This is a genomic window from Caballeronia sp. M1242 (assembly GCF_017220215.1).
In the GTDB taxonomy this organism is placed as follows: domain Bacteria; phylum Pseudomonadota; class Gammaproteobacteria; order Burkholderiales; family Burkholderiaceae; genus Caballeronia.
The window spans coordinates 158365-177592 of sequence record NZ_CP071129.1; the positions used below are offsets into that span (position 1 = coordinate 158365).

Here is a 19228-nt window from a genome sequence, read left to right on the forward strand (position 1 = left end):
GACAAGGAACCTGCCGATGGAAAACAAATCACATGCGTTCTGGACCGGGCTATTCACCATCGTGCTCGTGCTGGCCATTGCGTTCGCGGCGTTTTTCTTCAACGTGGACCGCACCGTGCGTGTGCCGTATGACCTGATCGCGCGGACAAACGTGACGGGCCTCTTCACCGATGCCGCCGTGCGTTACCGCGGGCTCGGCGTCGGCAAGGTCGAGTCGATCCGCTTCGACCGGGCGCATCCGGGGCAGATCCGCATCCGCATTCTCGTCGACCGCAACGCGCCGATGACGCACTCCACTTTCGCGACGCTCGGCTTTCAGGGCGTGACGGGCATCGCGTTCGTGCAGCTCGACGACAGCGGCAAGGATCCGACCGCGCTCGCGTCCTCGCCGCAGCACGTCGCGGAAGTGCCGATGCGTCCCGGTCTTTTCGAGCAGTTGCAGGAACGCGGCGATGTGATCCTGCGCAAGTTCGAGCGTCTTTCGGAAGACGCGGACAAGTTTCTCTCCGACGACGTGCGCGATCAGCTTCTCGACACCACCAAAAGCCTGAAGGGCGCGGCGGACGGCATCGCGTCGCTCGCGAGCCAGGTCGCGCCCGCAACCGCGCATCTGCCGCAGACGCTGAATCAGCTCGATCGCACGCTCGCTTCGACGAACGCGCTCATACAGAACCTGAATCGCGAGAACGGACCGTTCGTGACCAACCTGAACAAAGCGGGCGACGCCGCTCAGCAGGCCGCAGCCGCCCTCGCGGACATGAACGAATCGCTGCGCGACGTGACGGCGCGCGTGAGCTTCGAGGCATTGCCGCGCCTCTATTCGTTCACCGAAGATCTCGGCGCCGCCGCGCGTTCGGTCGACCGCGCCGCCGATACGTTCAGCGCGAGTCCGCGCAGCGTGCTGTTCGGCGCGCCGTCGATGCCGCCGGGGCCGGGCGAGCCGGGCTTCGTCTGGCCCGCGAATCCATCGCGCTGAACGAGGCCACAGAACAGGACAACGAAGGATTCCTATGTCACTTGCTGAGTTGAAACGACCGTTGGCGCTTGCGCTCGCCTGCATCGCGATGCTCGCCGGCTGCGCGGCGAGCCCGCCCGCGACGCAGGACGCGCGCTACGACCTCGGCGCGCGGCCCGCCGCGAGTCCTGCGAGTGCCACGACCGAAGCGCCGATGCCGCCGGTCAAAGTGCTGGCGGTGCGCGCGTCGCGTGATCTGGAAACCGACGCGTTCGTCTATCGCCTGAGTTACGTCGATGCGCAGCGCACCGGCAGCTATGCGACGAGCCACTGGACGATGCCGCCCGCGCAGCTTCTCACGCAGCGATTGCGCGATACGCTCTCGCAACGCGGCCCGGTGCTCACGGGCGCGGACACGGTGCGCGCGCCGTTGCTGGAGATCGAGCTGACCGGCTTCGAACAGGTCTTCGATGCGCCGGAAAGAAGCCACGGCGTCGTATCGGTGCGCGCGACGCTCACTCAGCATGGCCGCGTCATCGCGCAGCGGATGTTCACGGCGAGCGCGCCCGCGCCGAGCGCCGATGCATCGGGCGGCGCGCGGGCGCTGGCGGCGGCATCGGACGATCTGATCGCGCAACTCGGCGCGTGGCTCGGCGCGCAGCCGCTCACCGCATCGCGATGACGGCGCGTTTCATCGTCAATCCGCTCGAACGGACGCGCCTGGGCGGCTCATGACGATCAAGCAATGGCAGCGCCGCCCGTCGGCGTTCTCGCGGCAGGCGCTCGTCGCGTACGCGATGCTCGTCGTGTACGGCTCGCTGTATCCGTTTTCCGGTTGGCGCTCGCTCGGTCTCGGGCCGTTCTCGTTCCTGACCGATCCGCTGCCGCGTTACCTGACGGCCTTCGATGTCGTCACCAACGTCCTCGGTTACATGCCGCTGGGCGCACTGATCGTGCTCGCGCTTTATCCGCGCTGGCGCGGCTCGCTCGCGGTGTGCGCGGCGTTCGCGGGCGGCGCGCTTTTGTCGGGCGCGATGGAATCGATCCAGACGTATCTGCCGACGCGCGTCGCGTCCAACCTCGATCTCGCCGCTAATGCGCTCGGCGCGCTGATCGGCGGCGTGCTCGCCGCGCCCGCGACTAGCTCGCTGCTCGACCGCGGCTTGCTGCGGCGGATTCGCTTCACGTGGTTCGAGCGGCACGCGGCCTATGTGATTGGGCTGTCGGCGCTTTGGCCGTTCGCGTCGATGTTTCCTGCGCCGTATCTCTTCGGCGGCGGCGACTTGCCGCGCGTGCTGTGGGATCAGCTCGATCCGGCGATGCAGGACGCGATTCTCGCGTGGACGCCCGCCGCGTGGGACGTCGAGACGTGGCCGGACCGCCTTGGCGCGCTGTTGCCCGACGAATCGTGGGAGGCGATGATCACGTCGTCGAATCTGTTCGCGGCGCTCGTGCTCGTCACGCTGCTCACGCGCGAGCGCGCGCCGCGCATTCGGCTGATGCTCGGGCTGATCGTCGCGACGCTGGTGGCGAAGGCGGGCGCTTCGTTCCTGCAATCGCGCGCCGGGCTGACCTTCGACTGGGCGACGGACGGCGCGCTCGAAGGCATCGGGATCGGCGCGGTGGCGGGCGTGCTGGCGGTGTCGCTGCCGCGTGCGCTGCGGGCGGCGCTGGCGGGCGCGGCGCTCGTCGTGGGGCTCGCGCTCGTGAATCTGCTGCCGGTGAATCCGTACTTCGATATCGTGCTCGCGGATTGGCGGCAGGGGCGGTATCTGCACTTCAACGGGCTGCTGCACTGGCTCGCGTGGGTGTGGCCGTATGCGGCGTTGGGGTGGCTGGCGTCGGCGGCGGAAAGGGCGTGGATGGGGCGGCGGCGGGGTGGGGGAGATGGTGCGGGCGGGGATCGCTAGAGCGACCGCCTTGCATGGGCCGCGAGTAAGGCGCTAAAGCGCCAACTCCCGCCGACCGCTCTGCATGGGGCGGGAGTAAGCGCTAAAGCGCCAACTCCCGCCGACCGCCTTGCATGGGGCGGGAGTAAGCGCTAAAGCGCCAACTCCCGCCGACCGCCTTGCATGGGGCGGGAGTAGGCGCTAAAGCGCCAACTCCCGCCGACCGCCTTGCATGGGGCGGGAGTAAGGCGCTAAAGCGCCAACTCCCGCCGACACATCCCCCGACATCGCTCGCTATAATCGACCGACACCCCCATCGCCGGACGCTCATGGACTCCTTCTACAAGTACCACGTGTTCTTCTGCCTGAACCAGCGCGATGCCGACGCCTCGCGTCCCAGTTGCGCGAACTGCAACGCGCAAGCCATGCAGGAGCACGCGAAAAAGCGCGTGAAGAAGCTCGGCCTCGCCGGCGAAGGCAAAGTGCGCATCAACAAGGCCGGCTGTCTGGACCGCTGCGAACAAGGGCCGGTCGTCGTCGTGTATCCGGAAGGCACGTGGTATACGTATGTCGATGAGACCGACATCGACGAAATCGTCGATTCGCATCTCGCTAACGGCAAGATCGTCGAGCGTCTTCTGATCGATCAACCCGTCTGACGCCCGCCTTCATGAACGCGCAAACAGAAAAATTTCTGATCGACGGCCCGGCGGGCAAGATCGAAGTCGCGCTCGATCGCACGGAGTCCGCGCCGCGCGGCATTGCGCTCGTCGCGCATCCGCATCCGCTCTTCGGCGGGACGATGGACAACAAGGTCGCGCAGACGCTTGCGCGCACCTTTGTGCAGCTCGGCTATACGACGTATCGCTCCAATTTTCGCGGCGTCGGGCAGACCGGAGGCGAGCACGACAACGGCATCGGCGAGCGCGAAGACCTGCTGGCGGTCATCGATCACATGCGCGCGCAACCCGGCCAGCGCGACGTGCCGATCGTGCTCGCGGGCTTTTCCTTCGGCACCTTCGTGCTGTCGCATGTCGCCAAGCGCATGCAGGAAAGCGGGCAGGCAATCGAGCGCATGGTGTTCGTCGGCACGGCGGCGAGCCGCTGGGACGTGGCGCCGGTTCCCGAGAACACGCTCGTGATTCACGGCGAAGTGGACGATACCGTGTCCATCGCCTCCGTCTACGACTGGGCGCGGCCGCAGGAACTGCCGGTCGTCGTCATTCCGGGCGGCGAGCATTTCTTCCATCGCAAGCTACATATTCTCAAGCGCGTGATCGTCGACGCCTGGCGTTAGGTTTCCGAAGGCTTTTGCCGCGCGCTGGTTCACGCGGTCATCGCGAATCGACATTTCGCTTAAGGCATCGCCTGAAAAAGCGCGGATTGGCGCTGGATTCACGCAGATTCGCCGTAATCGCGCTCCTGGCCGCGCGTATAATGGCGCAGAATTTTTTCGCCGCGACTCCGCGTCACAACGCGCTTTCCAACGTTGTGCCCGCACGCTGTGACCCGACGCTGCGGCGAAAAGCCCGACGCCAGAGCGCCGGCTCATTGCCGGCCTACGCGACGTTCGAAAACAAACGTTTGAGAACCGATGGCGCGGCCGTCTGTCGAATGTGCGCTCCTTCGCTGCGGCACCCCGCGTGCCCGTTTCGCCAGCAGGCGAAGAGCGCGACCGGCATGAACGGTCTGCCTGTTCAACCCGCGCTTCGCCGCCTTTCGGATCATCCCGGGCGGAGCGCCGATGCTCTTTCTGCCGACCGATCCTATGCGCTTTTTCCCTTCCGGCTTTTCTGTTTCGCCCGTCTCCGCTTTCGTTTCCACTACCGCCATTCACCGCCGCGCATTCAAGGCCGCCGTCGTGCTGCCGGCCGTCCTCGCTGCCGCGAGCGCGTTCGCGCAGGTGCCGCCGCCCGCGGTGACGGCGCATTCGTGGGTGCTCGTCGATGCCACCAGCAATCAGGTGCTCGCATCCGGCAATCCGGATGAACGCGTCGAGCCGGCGTCGCTCACAAAGCTGATGACCGCGTACCTCGTCTTCGACGCGCTGAAGTCGAAGAAGATCAACATGGACCAGACGGTCATGCCGACCGAAGCGGTGCGCCGCGTGAGGACGGACGAGTCGCGCATGTTCATCGAGGCGAACAAGCCAGTCACGGTGCATGACCTCGTGTACGGCATGATCATTCAGTCGGGCAACGACGCGGCCATTGCGCTCGCGGAACTCGTCGGCGGCAGCGAGGCCAACTTCGTCAATCTGATGAACGGCGCGGCGCAACGCATCGGCATGAAGCACACGCACTATGCCGACGTGAACGGCATGCCCGATCCGCAGCACTACACGACGGCAGGCGACCTCGCTGTACTGTCGACGCGTCTCATCCGCGACTTCCCCGAGTACTACAGCATCTTTTCGGAGAAGGAATTCACGTACAACAAGATCAAGCAGCCGAACCGCAACCGCCTGCTGTGGCTCGATCCGAGCGTCGACGGTCTCAAGACCGGTCACACGAAAGCGGCGGGCTATTGCCTGATCGCCACGGCCAAGCGTTCGCTGCCGGGCATGCCGGACGCGAGCCGGCGTCTCGTCGCCGTCATGATGGGCGAGCCGAAGGAATCGGCGCGCGTGCAGGACAGCCTCAAGATGCTGAACTACGGCTACACCGCGTATGACGCGCTGCGCCTCTACAAGGCGAATCAGGTCATCGAATCGCCGCGCGTGTACAAGGGCGCCTCCGACAACGTGCAGGCGGGCGTCGAGACGGATCAATACATCACCGTGCCGAAGGGCCTGGGCGACAAGGTCAAGCCGACGATCACGCGCAACGACTTGCTGATCGCGCCGATCAAGAAGGGCCAGCAGATCGGCACTGTGCGCATGATGGCGGACGGCAAGGACGTCGCGCAATTCCCGCTCGTCGCGTTGCAGGACGTGCCGCAAGCTGGTCTCTTCGGCCGCCTGTGGGATTCCGCGCTGCTGATGTGGCAAAAGAAGAAGTAATCGCGTCTTCTGTTCCAACGGAGCGGTTCGAATGAGCCAAAACCAAGCCGACGACTTCAACCCGACGGTCTATCTGAACGGCGAGTGGGGACCGCTTTCCGAGGCGCGCATTCCGGTGCTGGATCGCGGCTTCATCTTCGGCGACGGCATCTATGAAGTCGTGCCGCTCTACGCGCAAGACGGCGGCGCGCGCCTGCCGTTTCGGCTCACGGAGCATCTCGCGCGGCTGAACCGCAGCCTCGGCAAGATCCGCATCGAGAATCCGTTCGACGACGTCGGCTGGCGCGCGCTCATCGCCCGCGCGATCGACGCGAACGCCGGTCCGGGCGACGCCCTCGTCTACATTCAGGTGACGCGCGGCGTCGCGAAAAAGCGCGGGCACGCGTTCCCGGCCGGCATCACGCCGACTGTTTTCGTGATGTTGAGCCCGCTCGTGCTGCCGAGCGCCGCGAGCCGCGCGCAAGGCGCGGTCGCCGTGACGGCCGAGGACAAGCGCTGGCTGCATTGCGACATCAAATCGGTCTCGCTGCTCGGCAACGTGCTGATGGCGCAGCACGCGGCGGAAAACGACGCGCTCGAAACCATCCAATTGCGCGACGGCTTGCTCACCGAAGGATCGTCCTCAAATGTGTGGGTAGTGAAGGACGGCGCGCTGCTGGGCGTGCCGCGCGGCCCGCGCATTCTCGAAGGCATCCGTTACGGACTCGTCGAAGAACTCGCGGCCGAGGCAGGCGTTCGGTTCGAGGAACGCGACATCACCGAGGCCGAACTGCGCGCCGCCGACGAAATCATGATCAGTTCGGCGACGAAAGAAGTCATGCCGATCACCACGCTCGACGGCCAGGCCGTCGGCAACGGGCGTCCCGGCCCGGTCTATGCTGCGCTGTATGACGCCTACCAGCGGGCCAAGTCGCGCGAGTTCGCGCAGCAGGCGAGCCGCGCCGGTTAAGGAGAAACCCATGTCCGATTCATTCGATTCCAAGCCGCAGTCGGCCGATCCGACGCAGGCCAGCAGCACCGACGAGCTGTTCAATTTCCCCTGCGATTTCCCGATCAAGGTGATGGGCAAGTCGCATCCCGAATTTCAGGACACCATCGTCACCGTGATCCGCGAGTTCGACAATGAGTTCGACGTGACGCGCGTCGAAACGCGGCCGTCGTCCGGCGGCAACTACACCGGCCTGACGTGCACGGTGCGCGCGCAGAACCGCGCGCATCTGGACGACATCTATCGCGCACTCACCGGCCACCCGATGGTCAAGGTAGTGCTCTGAGATTGCCTGCGGCTGCGGGCGCATCGCACACGGCAGGCGTGCGCTCGTAAAGCTGCCTGAACTTCTCCGCTTCGGAGAAGATCCACTCCCGAAACGCCTGCACGCGCTTGGTCGCCAGCAACTCCGGCGGACACACGAAGTAATAGGTCCACGGACTCGGACCATCCACGTTGAAAAGCCTCACGAGCCGCCCGTCGATGATTTCCTGCATCGCGAGCGAGCGCCGCACGAGCGCGATCCCCTGGCCGTCGATGGCCGCTTGCAGCAAATTCGATGAATCCTCGAACAAGACGCCGCGTTTCGGCTCCGGCATGTCCGGTAGGCCCGCTGCGTCGAACCACGGACGCCATAGCTCGTCGCCGGAGCGCAGAAGCGGCATGTTCGCGAGGTCGGCGGGCACGCGCGGCAACGCGCCGCCGTTGAAGCGCGGCGAGCACGCCGGGAAGAACACTTCGTCCAGCAACGGCTCCGCGTGCACGCCCGAATATTTGCCATAGCCGAAGCGGATCGCCACGTCCACGTCGTCGCGGCTGAAGTCGGTGAGCGCGTTCGTCGACAGCAGTTCGAGATCGAATTCTGGATGCTTTTCGATAAAACCGCCCACGCGCGACGTGAGCCAGCGCGCCGAAAACGACGACAGCATGGACACGACGAGCCGCCGGTCCCGGTCGCCCGAACGCATGCGCCGCGTCGATTCCGCGAGCGCGACGAGCGCCGCGCGCACGTCGGCTGCGTACTGGCGGCCGCGATCGGTGAGGCGCACGCGCTTGCCGTCGCGGGCGAAAAGCGCCACGCCGAGTTCGGCCTCCAGCGCGCGTATCTGATGACTGACCGCGCCGTGCGTGACGAAGAGCTCGTCGGCGGCGCGCGAAAAGCTCTCGTGACGCGCGGCGGCTTCGAAGGCCCGCAGCGCGTTCAGCGCGGGAAGCTGGCGCAGGTCCATGTGGATGTTGGCGGATGCGTTTGTCAATACGGCTCACATAGCGGTGAAAATTGATCGTTTTGTCTGATGCCTTGCTACGCCTACGATTGTAGTCATCGAAACGTTCCGTTGGCGGAGTCGATCATGCGAGAAATATCAACAAGCGTCACGTTCGAAATCAATCCCGGCGAAACCGTGCCCATGCGCATTGCGCGCGGCACGCGGCTCACCGTGCACGGCAGCCCGGTCTGGGCGACACGCAGCAATGACATCGAAGACTACTGGCTCGCGCCCGGCGACCGGCTGAACCTGCGCGAGCGCGAGCGCCTATGGCTTTCGGCGGAAGGTGACAAGCCCGCGCGCGTCGTGTTCACCATCCTGCCGCGTCGCGACGAACGCGCGATTCGTTGGCTGTCCACGCGCATCGAGCGGCTCGCGCTGCGTTTTCGCGCTGGCTGGCGCACCGTCTGAGCGTGGGCATCGGCTATCTTCGTCTTCACGGCCGGCGGGCATGAAGCGATTTCGGTAAACTACCGGGATCATGTCCACCACGCCGCTTGCATTTTCTACCGAGCTTATCTCCGAGCCTGCCACCGACTTGCCCGGCGACGTCATTCTGCGCTGGCGCGGCCTCGAACCGTACGGCGAGAGTTTCGACGCCATGCGCGCGTTCACCGACGCCCGCACGCCCGACACGCCGGACGAAATCTGGCTCGTCGAGCATCCGCAGGTCTTCACGCTCGGTCTCGCGGGCGATCCCGCGCATCTGCTCTTAGCCGACAGCGGCATTCCGCTCGTCAAGGTGGACCGCGGCGGGCAAATTACCTATCACGGGCCGGGGCAGATCGTCGCGTATCTGCTTATCGACTTGCGCCGTCGCAAGCTCATGGTGCGCGAGATGGTGCGGCGTATCGAAGAGGCCGTGATCGAAACGCTTGCAACGTATAATCTGGCGACCGACCGCAAGGCGGGCGCGCCGGGTATCTACGTCGCCGCGCCGACGCCGCTTCAGGCGCAACGCGGTGCGAACGTTCGTTTGCACGAACTGCATGAGGGCGCGAAGATCGCCGCGCTCGGGCTCAAGATCCGCAACGGCTGCAGCTATCACGGCGTCAGCCTGAACGTGAAGATGGACCTTCGGCCGTTCCTCGCGATCAACCCGTGCGGCTACGCGGGACTCGAAACGGTCGACATGGCGACGCTCGGCGTCGTGGCCGGCTGGCGCGATGTCGCACTCACGCTCGCCGAAAGACTGGCGCATCAGATCGACGGCACGCCGAGCGCCGCCGCTCAACCGCAAGACGGCGCGAGCCGTCCCGCTGCATCTACCGGATCAACCGAATGACTGACGCAACCGCAAACCTGGCAGGCGACACCGCTCCCGCTTCCCCGACGATCCCCGCGCCCTACGACGCCACCGCGAAGCAAAAGGCGCAGGCGAAGACATCGCGCATTCCGATCAAGGTGGTGCCGATCGAGAAGCTGAAGAAGCCGGAGTGGATTCGCGTGCGCACGGCGACCGGCAATTCGCGTTTCAACGAGATCAAGCAGATTCTGCGCGAGCACAACCTGCACACCGTCTGCGAGGAAGCGAGCTGCCCGAATATCGGCGAATGCTTTGGCAAGGGCACGGCCACGTTCATGATCATGGGCGACAAGTGCACGCGCCGCTGCCCGTTCTGCGATGTCGGCCACGGCCGTCCCGATCCGCTCGATCCCGAGGAGCCGCTGAACCTCGCGCGCACCATCGGCGCGTTGAAGCTGAAGTATGTGGTCATCACGAGCGTGGACCGCGACGATCTGCGCGACGGCGGCGCGGCGCATTTCGTCGAGTGCATCCGGCAGGTGCGCGAGCATTCGCCGGAAACGCGCATCGAAATTCTGACGCCGGATTTTCGCGGGCGACTGGATCGCGCGATCAACATTCTGACCGCCGCGCCGCCCGACGTGATGAACCACAATCTCGAAACGGTGCCGCGTCTCTATAAGGAAGCGCGTCCGGGTTCGGATTATCACCATTCGCTGAAGCTGCTGAAGGACTTCAAGGCGCTGCATCCGGAAGTGGCGACGAAGTCGGGCCTGATGGTCGGCCTGGGCGAAACGGAAGACGAGATTCTTCAGGTGATGCGCGATCTGCGCGCGCACGACGTCGATATGCTGACCATCGGCCAGTATCTGCAGCCGTCGGAGCACCATCTGCCGGTGCGCGCGTACGTGCATCCCGATACGTTCAAGATGTACGAGGAAGAAGCGTACAAGATGGGCTTCACGCACGCGGCGGTCGGCGCGATGGTGCGGTCGAGTTATCACGCGGATTTGCAGGCGCATGGGGCGGGGGTGGTTTAACTGCGCTGCGGTTTGCTGCTGGCAAAAAACCCACGGTGACGTGGGTTTTTTTTCGCGCTTACGAATCGGCAAGGAAGCGGGGCGGCGTCCAGATCATCGGACAGCCGCGCAGCGCTTTTCCGGAAACCCGGAGCCGCGATAGATTGCGTCCGGCGCGGCGCCTTTGGTGTCAACGGCTTAGCGCGATTCGCACACTGGCATCCCCCTTGCATAAAAAGACCCAAGGCCCGCGAAGCCGCCCATAAAACCCAAGGAGACAAGCCGATGCCCCCTTTCGCACCCAACCGACCCTGATCCGTCGACGTAGCGGCTCTCGCTAACGCGACGCGATCCGGCACGCGCGGTTTCCCGCCACGCGTCGCCGCTTTGCCCGCACTTCGCGGCTCGCCGCTGGCGCTTTCATTGCCAACTGCTGATATTGCCTGGAACCATCGTGAAGAAACCTTTCTACAAAGTCCTGTACGTGCAGGTGCTCGTGGCCATTGCCATCGGTATCGCGCTCGGGCATTTCTATCCCTCGCTCGCCACCGACATGAAGCCGCTCGGCGACGGCTTCATCAAGCTCATCAAGATGGTCATCGGGCCGATCATTTTCTGCACCGTCGTGACCGGCATCGCCGGCATGGAGGACATGAAGAAGGTCGGGCGCGTCGGCGGCAAGGCGCTCTTGTACTTCGAAGTCGTATCGACGTTCGCGCTGATTCTCGGCCTCGTCGCCACGCACCTGCTGCGGCCGGGCGTCGGCTTCAACGTCGATCCGGCGACGCTCGATCACAAGGCCATCGACACGTACGCCGCGAAGGCCGCGCACGGTCAGAGCGCGGTCGATTTCTTCCTGCACATCATCCCGGACACGCTGTCGTCCGCGTTCGCGCAGGGCGAAATCCTTCAGATTCTCTTGATCGCGCTGTTGTTCGGCGCGGTGCTGGCGCATCTCGGCGAGCGCGGCAGGCCGGTGACGAGCTTCATCGAAAGCCTGTCGAGCGTGCTTTTCGGCATGGTCGGCATCATCACGAAGCTCGCGCCCATTGGCGCGTTCGGCGCGATGGCCTTCACTATCGGCAAATACGGCATCGGCTCGCTCTTGCCCATGCTCAAGCTGATCGGCACGTTCTATCTGACCTCCGTCGTGTTCGTCGTCGTGGTGCTCGGCATCATCGCGCGCATGGTCGGCTTCTCGGTGCTGCGCTTCGTCGCGTACATCAAGGAAGAACTGCTGATCGTCCTCGGCACGAGTTCGTCCGAAGCCGCGCTGCCGCAACTGATGCTCAAGCTCGAAAAGCTCGGCTGCTCGCGCTCGGTCGTGGGTCTCGTCGTGCCGACCGGCTATTCGTTTAATCTGGACGGCACCAACATTTATATGACGATGGCGGTGCTCTTCATCGCGCAGGCGACCAACACCGACCTGTCGTGGGGCCAGCAGTTGACGCTGCTCGCGGTGACGATGCTGACATCGAAGGGCGCGAGCGGCGTGACCGGCGCGGGCTTCATCACGCTGGCCGCGACGCTGGCGGTGGTGCCGACCATTCCGCTCTCGGGCATGGTGCTGATTCTCGGCGTGGACCGCTTCATGAGCGAATGCCGCGCGCTGACGAACATCGTCGGTAATGGCGTGGCGACGGTGGTCGTCTCGGCGTGGGAGCGCGAGCTCGATCGCGCCAAGCTGCGCGCGGCCTTGCATCGCAATGTGGACGTGACCGAAGAGGCCGAAACGGTCTGAAGCGACTCGGGACGGACGCGAACATGCGAGCGGCGAAGCCTCCGACTGCGGACGCTTCGCCGCGCGCGTTTCGGCAGGCTTATCCCGAAAACGCCTATGCCACAATAAGGGATTCTCAATCGCGGGAATCTCATCACGTGACGCGCCGCATCCTCGTGTTCTTTGCGCTCGCCGCGCTGCTCACGGCGTGTTGCGCGCTCACGTGGCACGTCGAGCGGCAGCGCGGCATCGACGAATTGCGGCGCAACGCGGCGGCGCGCGTCGATCGCACCACGAGCACGCTCAAAAGCACGCTCGACCGCTACGAATATCTGCCGTATTTACTGTCGCGCCATCCGTTCGTGCAGGACGTGCTCGTCTCGCCCGATGCGCACAATGTCGATCGCGCGAACCGCTATCTCGAAGACCTTAACCGCCGCGCGCATGCCACGGCGACTTACCTGATTCGCGCCGACGGCTACTGTGTCGCGGCAAGCAACTGGCGCGGGCCTGACAGCTTCATCGGCGTGGAATATCACTTCCGTCCGTATTTCGTCGATGCCGTGAAAGGCGGCGTCGGACGATTCTTCGGACTCGGCACCATCTCGCTCGAACCGGGTTACTACATTTCGCAGCCGGTGTATCAGGAAGGCGGGCACGAGCTGATCGGCGTGGCGGTCGTCAAGCTGAATCTCGAATGGCTGCAAGGCGCGGATGCGTCCGAGCCGCTGCTCGTCACCGACGATCATGGCGTGATCTTTCTGTCCTCGGTGCCGTCGTGGAAATATCACACGGTGCGGCCGCTGCCGCAGAGCGTCGAGGCGTCGGTGTATCAGACGCGACAGTACGCGCAGCAGCCGATCACGCCGCTGCCCCTGTCCGTCGTCGAAACGCTGGAAGGCGGCGCGCAGATCGTGCGCGTCGGCGGCGGACACAACGCGCCGAGTTTTCTGGAGACGCGCCGTTCCATCGGCGAGCCGGACTGGCAACTCATCACGATGGCGCCGCTCGATCCCGTCGAAAGCGCGGCGCAGACAGCGGTCGTCGTGACGGCGCTCGTCTTTGTCTCGCTGTGTCTGCTCGCGTTCTACTGGCGCATGCGGCGCGCGCGCGTGCGCGAGATGATCCGCAGCCGCGAGCTGTTGCAGGCGGCGTATGCGGAGCTGAATCAGCGCGTAGCGGAGCGCACGGCGGACTTGTCGCAGGCCAATGCGCAACTCACGAAGGAAGTCAACGAACGCACGCGCGCCGAGCAGGACTTGCGCGCCGCGCACGACGAACTCATTCAGGCGAGCAAACTAGCCGCGCTCGGCCAGATGGCGGCGGGCATCACGCACGAGCTGAATCAGCCGCTTGCCGCGTTACGCAGTTTCTCGGACAACACGCGCGTGCTGATCGAGCGCGGCGATCAGGCGGCGGCGCGCGAAAATCTCGAAGCCATTGCCGCGCTGACCGAGCGCATGGGCAAGATCACGAATCAGCTGAAGCTCTTCGTCGCCAAGGCGCGGCCGAAAAACGCGCGCACGGATGTGGCGCGGGCGCTGCGTAACGTGCTCGGCATGCTCGGGCCGCGTCTTTCGAACGTCGTGCTGGACATCGCGCCGGAACTGGAAGGCGACGGCCCGCCGATCATGGTGCGCTGCGAGGACTTGCGGCTGGAGCAGGTGCTCATCAACCTGATCGGCAATGCGCTGGATGCCGTCGCCTCCTGCGATGCCCCGCGCATCGTGATCGAACTGGACGCGCGGGCGGATGCGGTGGAGATCGTCGTGCGCGACAACGGGCCGGGCATTCCCGCCGACGCGTTGCCGCATCTGTTCGAGCCGTTCTTCACGACGAAGGAGACGGGTCATGGGCTCGGCTTGGGACTGGCGATTTCGTCGGCGATCGCGCGGGACTACGGCGGCACGCTCGTCGCGCGCAATCGCGTGGCGCCCATCGTCGCGGACGGCCCGGAAGGCGGCACGCAAGCCGACGCCGATCACTCGCACGGCGCAGAATTCGTGTTGACGCTGCGACGCGCATAGCCATTTGAATCGAGGCAAGACATGACCACCGGTTTGCAGGTGATCTTTATCGAAGACGACGAGCTCGTGCGCCGCGCGAGCGTGCAGAGCCTGCAACTCGCGGGCTTCGAGGTGGCGGGCCACGGCAGCGTCGAATCGGCGGCGCGCGTCATCGACGCGAATTTTCCCGGCGTGATCGTGAGCGACATCCGGCTGCCGGGCGCGAGCGGCCTCGATTTGCTCGCGCAATGCCGCGAACGCGCGCCAGACGTGCCCGTGATTCTCGTCACCGGACACGGCGATATTTCGATGGCCGTGCAGGCCATGCGCGACGGCGCGTACGACTTCATCGAGAAGCCGTTCGCCTCGGAGCGTCTCGTGGAAGCGGTGCGGCGGGCGCTCGAACGGCGCACGCTGGTGCTGGAGAATCAGGCGCTGCGGCGCGAGTTGGCCGATCAGAGCGGCGTGGCGCCGCGCATCATCGGGCGCAGTCCGGCCATCGAACAGGTGCGTCGGCTGATCGCGAACGTCGCGCCGACGGACGCCTCAGTGCTCATCAACGGCGACACGGGCGCGGGCAAGGAACTGATCGCGCGGAGCTTGCATGAGATGTCGCCGCGCCGCGACAAGCCGTTTATCGCGGTGAACTGCGGCGCGCTGCCCGAGCCGATGTTCGAGTCCGAAATGTTCGGCTTCGAAGCGGGCGCGTTCACGGGCGCGCAGAAGCGGCGCATCGGCAAGCTGGAGCACGCATCGGGCGGCACGCTGTTTCTCGACGAGATCGAAAGCATGCCGCTCTCGCTGCAAGTGAAGCTGCTGCGCGTGTTGCAGGACGGCGTGCTGGAACGGCTCGGGTCGAACCAGCCGGTGCAGGCGAATCTGCGCGTGGTGGCGGCGGCCAAGGGCGACATGAACGAGCACGTCGCGGACGGCACGTTCCGGCGCGACCTGCTGTATCGGCTGAACGTCGTGACCATCACGTTGCCGCCGCTCAACGAGCGCCGCGAGGACATCGTGCCGCTCTTCGAACACTTTCTGCTCGATGCCGCCGTGCGCTACGGCCGGCCCGCGCCGCTCATCACGGACCGGCAGCGCGCCGAACTCATGCAGCGCGACTGGCCCGGCAACGTGCGCGAGTTGCGCAACGCGGCGGATCGCATGGTGCTCGGCGTGATGGACGACGTGAGCGCGTCGCTGGACACGGCGACGCAATCGCTCAAGGAGCGCGCCGAGCAGTTCGAGCGCGCGGTCATCGCGGAAACGCTGGAGCAGTGCGGCGGCGCGGTCGCGGTGGCGGCGGACCGCCTTCAGGTCGGCAAGGCGACGCTCTACGAGAAGATCAAGCGTTACGGGCTCGCCGCGAAAGGCGATTCGGACCGCTAGAAACGACAACGCCCGCATAAGCGGGCGTCATCTTGAGACGGGCTGCGCTCACGCCGCGGAGCCGAGCGCCTTGTCCAGCAGCGCATCCAGTTCCGCGAACGTCGGCTCGCCGACGTAGCGTTTCAGGATCTTGCCGTTCTTGTCGACGACGAAGGTAGTCGGCGTCAGTTGCACGTTGCCGAACCGCTTGGCGGCGCTGCCGTCGTCCATCGCGACCTTGAACGGCAGGTTGCGCGTCTGCGCGTAGTTGTTGACGTACATCGGCGCGTCGTAGTTCATGGCGACGGCGACGAACTCAAGCCCACGCCCTTTGAACTTGTTGTACGTGTTGATCATCTCGGGCATTTCCTTCATGCAGGTCTCGCAGCTCGTCGCCCAGAAGTTGACGAGATAGACCTTGCCCTTCAGATCGGCCGATGTCGAAATCTTCTGGCCCGACAGCAGCGTGAACGTGGCGTCCGGCACGCGCTGCTGGCCGCCGAACGCGAAGTAGCCGCTACAGGCGATCACGCCCGCGACGAGCGCCATGACGATGTAGCGCAGCGGGCTTTTGACGCGGCCGGAAGTATCTTGCGTGGTTTGAGACATGGGAACCTCGGATTGCAGAGTCCAGCGCCGTGAGCGGCGCAACCGCAATAGGAAAGTGCCGGTTATTTTAGCGCCAAACGCCCGGCGGCATCATGTCGGAGCCGAAGGCCCGGCATCGCGGCGCGATAATGATGCTTTTTCACGCAAAGAATCGGACATGAAGCAGGCTTTTCTCCCCGTGGCGGCCGCAGTGCGCCATTTTGCCGCGCTCGGTGCGTGGCGCGCGTCGATGGCGGCGGTTGCCTGTGGCGCGCTGCTCGCCTGCACGCCCGCGTACGACTGGCGCACCGTCATGAACAACGACGACGGCTACGAAGTGACGCTGCCCGCCAAGCCTCGCGCGGACGAACGCAAGATCGAGATCGCCGGCCAGCCGATGACCATGCGCATGCAGACCGCCGAAGCGAACGACGCCGTGTTCGCTGTCGGCACCGTCGTGCTTCCGAGCGCGGACCCGGCGCTGCAACGCGCGGCGCTCGACTACCTTGAGCAGGGCCTCGCGCGCAACGTGAATGCGCATCCGGCAGCGCGCGCGACGCAAATCGAGCTGGCGGCGGGCGGGCGCGTGCTCGGCAGCGAGATGCAGGTCGAAGGGCAAAGCGGCCAAAAGCGCGAGTCGCGGACCATCCACGCGCGTTTCGTCGCACGCGGCATGCATGTGTATCAGCTGGCGATCGTCTCTGACAAAGCGCCGCCCGCCGAGCAAGCGGATCAATTCTTCACGTCCTTTAAACTTTTTTAGAGGGGACGCTCGAATCATGCAAGTACTGGCTTAAAAGCGCCGTGCCGAACTGAAATCGAATGCAAGTCGCTTCGCAGAATTGAGCCGTAATCCACGGATTTGTCAGGACTTTTTCCGCTATCCACAAGTTCTGTGGATAACTTTGTGGAGAAGAGTGTGCGGTAGCCACCGAAAGCCCGAAACAAGCGGCTGTCGTTACTTTGCCTCCGATCACGGCAATTTAATTAGTTCAATAAAATCAATGGCCTGCGGAATCGACGTGTAGCCGGCGTCATATCCGACGAAAGATGGGCGCGGATCGCGTCGGTGTGCATAAGTCAAGACTTGACAAGCATTTTTGCGCTGACGCGAACCGTCGCAGCCTCATGCGATGCCGAGCGCCCGCCGGTACTGGACCGCCTCCGCGACGTGCGCGGCGTCCGGCGTGTCGACGCCGGCGAGGTCCGCGATGGTCCGCACCACTTTCAGCACGCGGTAGTACGCCCGCGCCGACCAGCCGAACCGCTCTCCCGCCGAGCGCAGCAGCGCCTCGCCGGCGGAATCGGGGCGGCAAACGTCGTCGGCTTCGCGGCCATCCAGCTCGCGATTCGTCTTGCCCTGCCGGCGCAACTGCGTCTCGCGCGCGACCGCCACGCGTGCCGCGACCTGCGCGCTCGATTCGCCACGCTTCGCGCTGCGCGCCGACAATTCCGCCGGCGAGAGCGCGGGCAGTTCGATCTGAATGTCGATGCGGTCCATGAGCGGCCCGGACAGCTTGCGCAAGTAACGCGTGGCGATCTCCGGCGAGCATCGGCATCGGCCGGAAGGGTCGCCGCGCCACCCGCACGGACACGGGTTCATCGCGGCGACGAGTTGGCAGGCGGCAGGGAAGTCGGCTTGCTGGGCGGCCCGCGAAATGGTGATGCGGCCGGCTTCGAGCGGCTCGCGCAGCGTTTCGAGCACCTTGCGATCGAATTCGGGAAGCTCGTCGAGAAAGAGTACGCCCAGATGCGCGAGCGTGATCTCGCCTGGTTGCGGCGGATTGCGCCCGCCGACGAGCGCGACCGAACTCGACGAATGATGCGGCGCGCGAAACGGCCGCTGCCGCCACTGCGCCGGGTGAAAGCCGAGCGAGCTCGCCGAGAGAATGGCGGCGGACGTGAGCGCTTCGTCGTCGGACATCGGCGGCAAAAGGCCGGGCAGACGCGCCGCCAGCATCGACTTGCCCGCGCCCGGCGGCCCGACCATCAGCAGATGATGCCCGCCCGCCGCCGCCACTTCGAGCGCCCGTCGCGCGCCCGGATGACCGATGACATCGGCGAGATCGGGCGACGGCGCCGACAACGCGTCCGAAAGCGTTGTCGCTTGCGCGGGCCGCAGCCGCGCGTCTGGCACGCCATTAAGATGCGCGCACAGTTCGGGAAGATCCGCCGCCCCGAAAACGTCGATGCCTGGCACCAGCGCGGCCTCGGCGGCGCTCGCGAGCGGCACGTATATCTCGGGAACACTGGCGCTGCCCGCGTACTGGCGCGCCGCGCCGCAGACCATCGCGAACGCGCCGCGCATCGGGCGCAGCGCGCCGGTCAGCGATAACTCGCCCGCGAATTCACGATTCGCGAGCGATTCCGCGGGAATTTGCCCGCTCGCGGCGAGAATGCCGAGCGCGATAGGTAGATCGAAGCGGCCGGATTCCTTCGGCAGATCGGCAGGCGCGAGATTGACGGTGATACGGCTGACGGGAAAATCGAAGCCGCAGTTCTGCAACGCGGCGCGCACGCGCTCACGGCTTTCGCGGACTTCGAGATCGGGCAGGCCGACGATGGAGAATGACGGCAGCCCGTTGGCAAGATGGACTTCGACGACGACTTCCGGCGCGCGCCCAGGGGCGGGCGCGCGGCTGCGTACCACGGCAAGCGACATGATTTCACCTGAAACGGCGCGCGCCGGAAAACGGCCGCGCCGGCAATAAGACTAGGACTTCACGGCTCGCCGGCCGGGTACCAAAGAACGGCGCGCTTTAGTCTTGCGCCGCGCCGGTGCTCGTCAACCGCTGCTCCAGTTGCGCGACGCGCTTTTCCAGTTCTTCGAGCCGCGCGCGCGTGCGCACGAGCACTTGCGTCTGCGTATCGAATTCTTCGCGCGTGACGAGATCGAGCTTCGAGAAGCCTTGAGAAAGCATCGCCTTCATGTTTCTTTCGACGTCCTTCGCGGGCGAGTTCTTGAAAAGCTCGCTCATCTTCTGCTGCAGGTCGTTGAACACGTCGTTGGGCTGCTTCATCGTTTCTCCCTTCTGCACAAATAAAGTGCATTCGTTGTTAGGTCAGTGCCCCGAAACATCGAATGTTCGATGTTGGTGCGCGCGCGTGTTCCACGAACGCACGCCGGGGGCATCTCACAGGCGACGCGATTTTAGCGCCGGCTCGCGGCTGCGTTGGCCGTCCATG

19 protein-coding genes are annotated in these 19228 nt (G+C 65.2%); 15 read left to right on the forward strand and 4 right to left on the reverse strand.

Annotated elements, in window-relative coordinates:
- The first annotated feature begins 16 nt into the window (after positions 1-16).
- The 8 genes from JYK05_RS00740 to JYK05_RS00775 all read left to right on the forward strand — a co-directional run bounded on the left by JYK05_RS00740 (position 17) and on the right by JYK05_RS00775 (position 7119).
- On the forward strand, positions 17-976 hold the full coding sequence (locus JYK05_RS00740; protein ID WP_175939106.1) for an MlaD family protein: 960 nt from the start codon (positions 17-19) through the stop codon (positions 974-976).
- A gap of 34 nt (positions 977-1010) precedes the next feature.
- Positions 1011-1637 (forward strand): ABC-type transport auxiliary lipoprotein family protein, encoded by a 627-nt coding sequence (locus JYK05_RS00745; RefSeq protein ID WP_206467400.1) that lies wholly within the window; start codon positions 1011-1013, stop codon positions 1635-1637.
- A 49-nt stretch (positions 1638-1686) separates the two neighbouring features.
- Entirely contained in the window at positions 1687-2865 is a 1179-nt protein-coding gene (locus tag JYK05_RS00750) for a VanZ family protein (protein ID WP_206467401.1), read from the forward strand.
- A 308-nt stretch (positions 2866-3173) separates the two neighbouring features.
- Positions 3174-3503, forward strand: a complete 330-nt coding sequence (locus tag JYK05_RS00755) for a ferredoxin (RefSeq protein ID WP_206467402.1) — start codon at positions 3174-3176, stop codon at positions 3501-3503.
- A gap of 11 nt (positions 3504-3514) precedes the next feature.
- Entirely contained in the window at positions 3515-4141 is a 627-nt protein-coding gene (locus tag JYK05_RS00760) for an alpha/beta hydrolase (protein WP_206467403.1), read from the forward strand.
- A gap of 471 nt (positions 4142-4612) precedes the next feature.
- Positions 4613-5845: a D-alanyl-D-alanine carboxypeptidase family protein gene (locus JYK05_RS00765; RefSeq protein WP_206468173.1), complete on the forward strand. Its 1233-nt coding sequence runs from the start codon at positions 4613-4615 to the stop codon at positions 5843-5845.
- A 31-nt stretch (positions 5846-5876) separates the two neighbouring features.
- Positions 5877-6794: a D-amino acid aminotransferase gene (locus JYK05_RS00770; protein WP_206467404.1), complete on the forward strand. Its 918-nt coding sequence runs from the start codon at positions 5877-5879 to the stop codon at positions 6792-6794.
- Positions 6795-6804: 10 nt separating this feature from the next.
- Positions 6805-7119, forward strand: a complete 315-nt coding sequence (locus JYK05_RS00775) for a DUF493 family protein (protein ID WP_206467405.1) — start codon at positions 6805-6807, stop codon at positions 7117-7119.
- On the opposite strand, the gene JYK05_RS00780 is transcribed toward JYK05_RS00775, so the two are convergent.
- Positions 7103-8062, reverse strand: a complete 960-nt coding sequence (locus JYK05_RS00780; RefSeq protein WP_206468174.1) for a transcriptional regulator GcvA — start codon at positions 8060-8062, stop codon at positions 7103-7105. The two genes, JYK05_RS00775 and JYK05_RS00780, sit on opposite strands and share 17 nt — an antisense overlap.
- 123 nt (positions 8063-8185) lie before the next feature.
- Between JYK05_RS00780 and JYK05_RS00785 the strand changes: the two genes are divergently transcribed.
- The 6 genes from JYK05_RS00785 (at position 8186) to JYK05_RS00810 (ending at position 15475) form a co-directional block, all read left to right on the forward strand.
- Complete coding sequence (locus tag JYK05_RS00785; RefSeq protein ID WP_206467406.1) at positions 8186-8512, forward strand: DUF2917 domain-containing protein; 327 nt, start codon at positions 8186-8188, stop codon at positions 8510-8512.
- Positions 8513-8582: 70 nt separating this feature from the next.
- Positions 8583-9386, forward strand: a complete 804-nt coding sequence (gene lipB / locus JYK05_RS00790; RefSeq protein WP_206467407.1) for a lipoyl(octanoyl) transferase LipB — start codon at positions 8583-8585, stop codon at positions 9384-9386.
- Positions 9383-10387: a lipoyl synthase gene (gene lipA / locus JYK05_RS00795; protein WP_206467408.1), complete on the forward strand. Its 1005-nt coding sequence runs from the start codon at positions 9383-9385 to the stop codon at positions 10385-10387. The genes lipB and lipA overlap by 4 nt, the downstream gene beginning before the upstream one ends.
- A 433-nt stretch (positions 10388-10820) precedes the next feature.
- Complete coding sequence (locus JYK05_RS00800) at positions 10821-12107, forward strand: dicarboxylate/amino acid:cation symporter (RefSeq protein WP_175939127.1); 1287 nt, start codon at positions 10821-10823, stop codon at positions 12105-12107.
- Between the two features lie 23 nt (positions 12108-12130).
- The gene (locus JYK05_RS00805) at positions 12131-14113 is read left to right on the forward strand and encodes a sensor histidine kinase (RefSeq protein WP_206467409.1); all 1983 of its coding nucleotides are present in this window, start codon (positions 12131-12133) and stop codon (positions 14111-14113) included.
- A 21-nt stretch (positions 14114-14134) separates the two neighbouring features.
- Positions 14135-15475: a sigma-54 dependent transcriptional regulator gene (locus tag JYK05_RS00810; RefSeq protein ID WP_206467410.1), complete on the forward strand. Its 1341-nt coding sequence runs from the start codon at positions 14135-14137 to the stop codon at positions 15473-15475.
- Between the two features lie 48 nt (positions 15476-15523).
- On the opposite strand, the gene JYK05_RS00815 is transcribed toward JYK05_RS00810, so the two are convergent.
- On the reverse strand, positions 15524-16063 hold the full coding sequence (locus JYK05_RS00815; protein WP_206467411.1) for a TlpA disulfide reductase family protein: 540 nt from the start codon (positions 16061-16063) through the stop codon (positions 15524-15526).
- Between the two features lie 157 nt (positions 16064-16220).
- Between JYK05_RS00815 and JYK05_RS00820 the strand changes: the two genes are divergently transcribed.
- Complete coding sequence (locus tag JYK05_RS00820) at positions 16221-16805, forward strand: hypothetical protein (RefSeq protein WP_206467412.1); 585 nt, start codon at positions 16221-16223, stop codon at positions 16803-16805.
- A gap of 363 nt (positions 16806-17168) precedes the next feature.
- On the opposite strand, the gene JYK05_RS00825 is transcribed toward JYK05_RS00820, so the two are convergent.
- Together JYK05_RS00825 and JYK05_RS00830 are read right to left on the reverse strand one after the other, a co-directional pair.
- Positions 17169-18704 carry a YifB family Mg chelatase-like AAA ATPase gene (locus JYK05_RS00825; RefSeq protein ID WP_206467413.1) on the reverse strand — a complete coding sequence of 512 codons (1536 nt, stop codon included), beginning with the start codon at positions 18702-18704 and terminating at the stop codon, positions 17169-17171.
- A 97-nt stretch (positions 18705-18801) separates the two neighbouring features.
- Positions 18802-19062 (reverse strand): accessory factor UbiK family protein, encoded by a 261-nt coding sequence (locus JYK05_RS00830; RefSeq protein WP_159835097.1) that lies wholly within the window; start codon positions 19060-19062, stop codon positions 18802-18804.
- Positions 19063-19228 lie beyond the last annotated feature (166 nt).

Excerpts from the sequence above, each read along its gene's own strand:
- JYK05_RS00740 (WP_175939106.1), top strand. The coding sequence starts at position 17 with ATGGAAAACAAATCACATGCGTTCTGGACCGGGCTATTCACCATCGTG.
- JYK05_RS00745 (WP_206467400.1), top strand. The coding sequence starts at position 1,011 with ATGTCACTTGCTGAGTTGAAACGACCGTTGGCGCTTGCGCTCGCCTGC.
- JYK05_RS00750 (WP_206467401.1), top strand. The coding sequence starts at position 1,687 with ATGACGATCAAGCAATGGCAGCGCCGCCCGTCGGCGTTCTCGCGGCAG.
- JYK05_RS00755 (WP_206467402.1), top strand. The coding sequence starts at position 3,174 with ATGGACTCCTTCTACAAGTACCACGTGTTCTTCTGCCTGAACCAGCGC.
- JYK05_RS00760 (WP_206467403.1), top strand. The coding sequence starts at position 3,515 with ATGAACGCGCAAACAGAAAAATTTCTGATCGACGGCCCGGCGGGCAAG.
- JYK05_RS00765 (WP_206468173.1), top strand. The coding sequence starts at position 4,613 with ATGCGCTTTTTCCCTTCCGGCTTTTCTGTTTCGCCCGTCTCCGCTTTC.
- JYK05_RS00770 (WP_206467404.1), top strand. The coding sequence starts at position 5,877 with ATGAGCCAAAACCAAGCCGACGACTTCAACCCGACGGTCTATCTGAAC.
- JYK05_RS00775 (WP_206467405.1), top strand. The coding sequence starts at position 6,805 with ATGTCCGATTCATTCGATTCCAAGCCGCAGTCGGCCGATCCGACGCAG.
- JYK05_RS00780 (WP_206468174.1), bottom strand. The coding sequence starts at position 8,062 with ATGGACCTGCGCCAGCTTCCCGCGCTGAACGCGCTGCGGGCCTTCGAA.
- JYK05_RS00785 (WP_206467406.1), top strand. The coding sequence starts at position 8,186 with ATGCGAGAAATATCAACAAGCGTCACGTTCGAAATCAATCCCGGCGAA.
- lipB (WP_206467407.1), top strand. The coding sequence starts at position 8,583 with ATGTCCACCACGCCGCTTGCATTTTCTACCGAGCTTATCTCCGAGCCT.
- lipA (WP_206467408.1), top strand. The coding sequence starts at position 9,383 with ATGACTGACGCAACCGCAAACCTGGCAGGCGACACCGCTCCCGCTTCC.
- JYK05_RS00805 (WP_206467409.1), top strand. The coding sequence starts at position 12,131 with ATGCGAGCGGCGAAGCCTCCGACTGCGGACGCTTCGCCGCGCGCGTTT.
- JYK05_RS00810 (WP_206467410.1), top strand. The coding sequence starts at position 14,135 with ATGACCACCGGTTTGCAGGTGATCTTTATCGAAGACGACGAGCTCGTG.
- JYK05_RS00815 (WP_206467411.1), bottom strand. The coding sequence starts at position 16,063 with ATGTCTCAAACCACGCAAGATACTTCCGGCCGCGTCAAAAGCCCGCTG.
- JYK05_RS00820 (WP_206467412.1), top strand. The coding sequence starts at position 16,221 with ATGAAGCAGGCTTTTCTCCCCGTGGCGGCCGCAGTGCGCCATTTTGCC.
- JYK05_RS00825 (WP_206467413.1), bottom strand. The coding sequence starts at position 18,704 with ATGTCGCTTGCCGTGGTACGCAGCCGCGCGCCCGCCCCTGGGCGCGCG.
- JYK05_RS00830 (WP_159835097.1), bottom strand. The coding sequence starts at position 19,062 with ATGAAGCAGCCCAACGACGTGTTCAACGACCTGCAGCAGAAGATGAGC.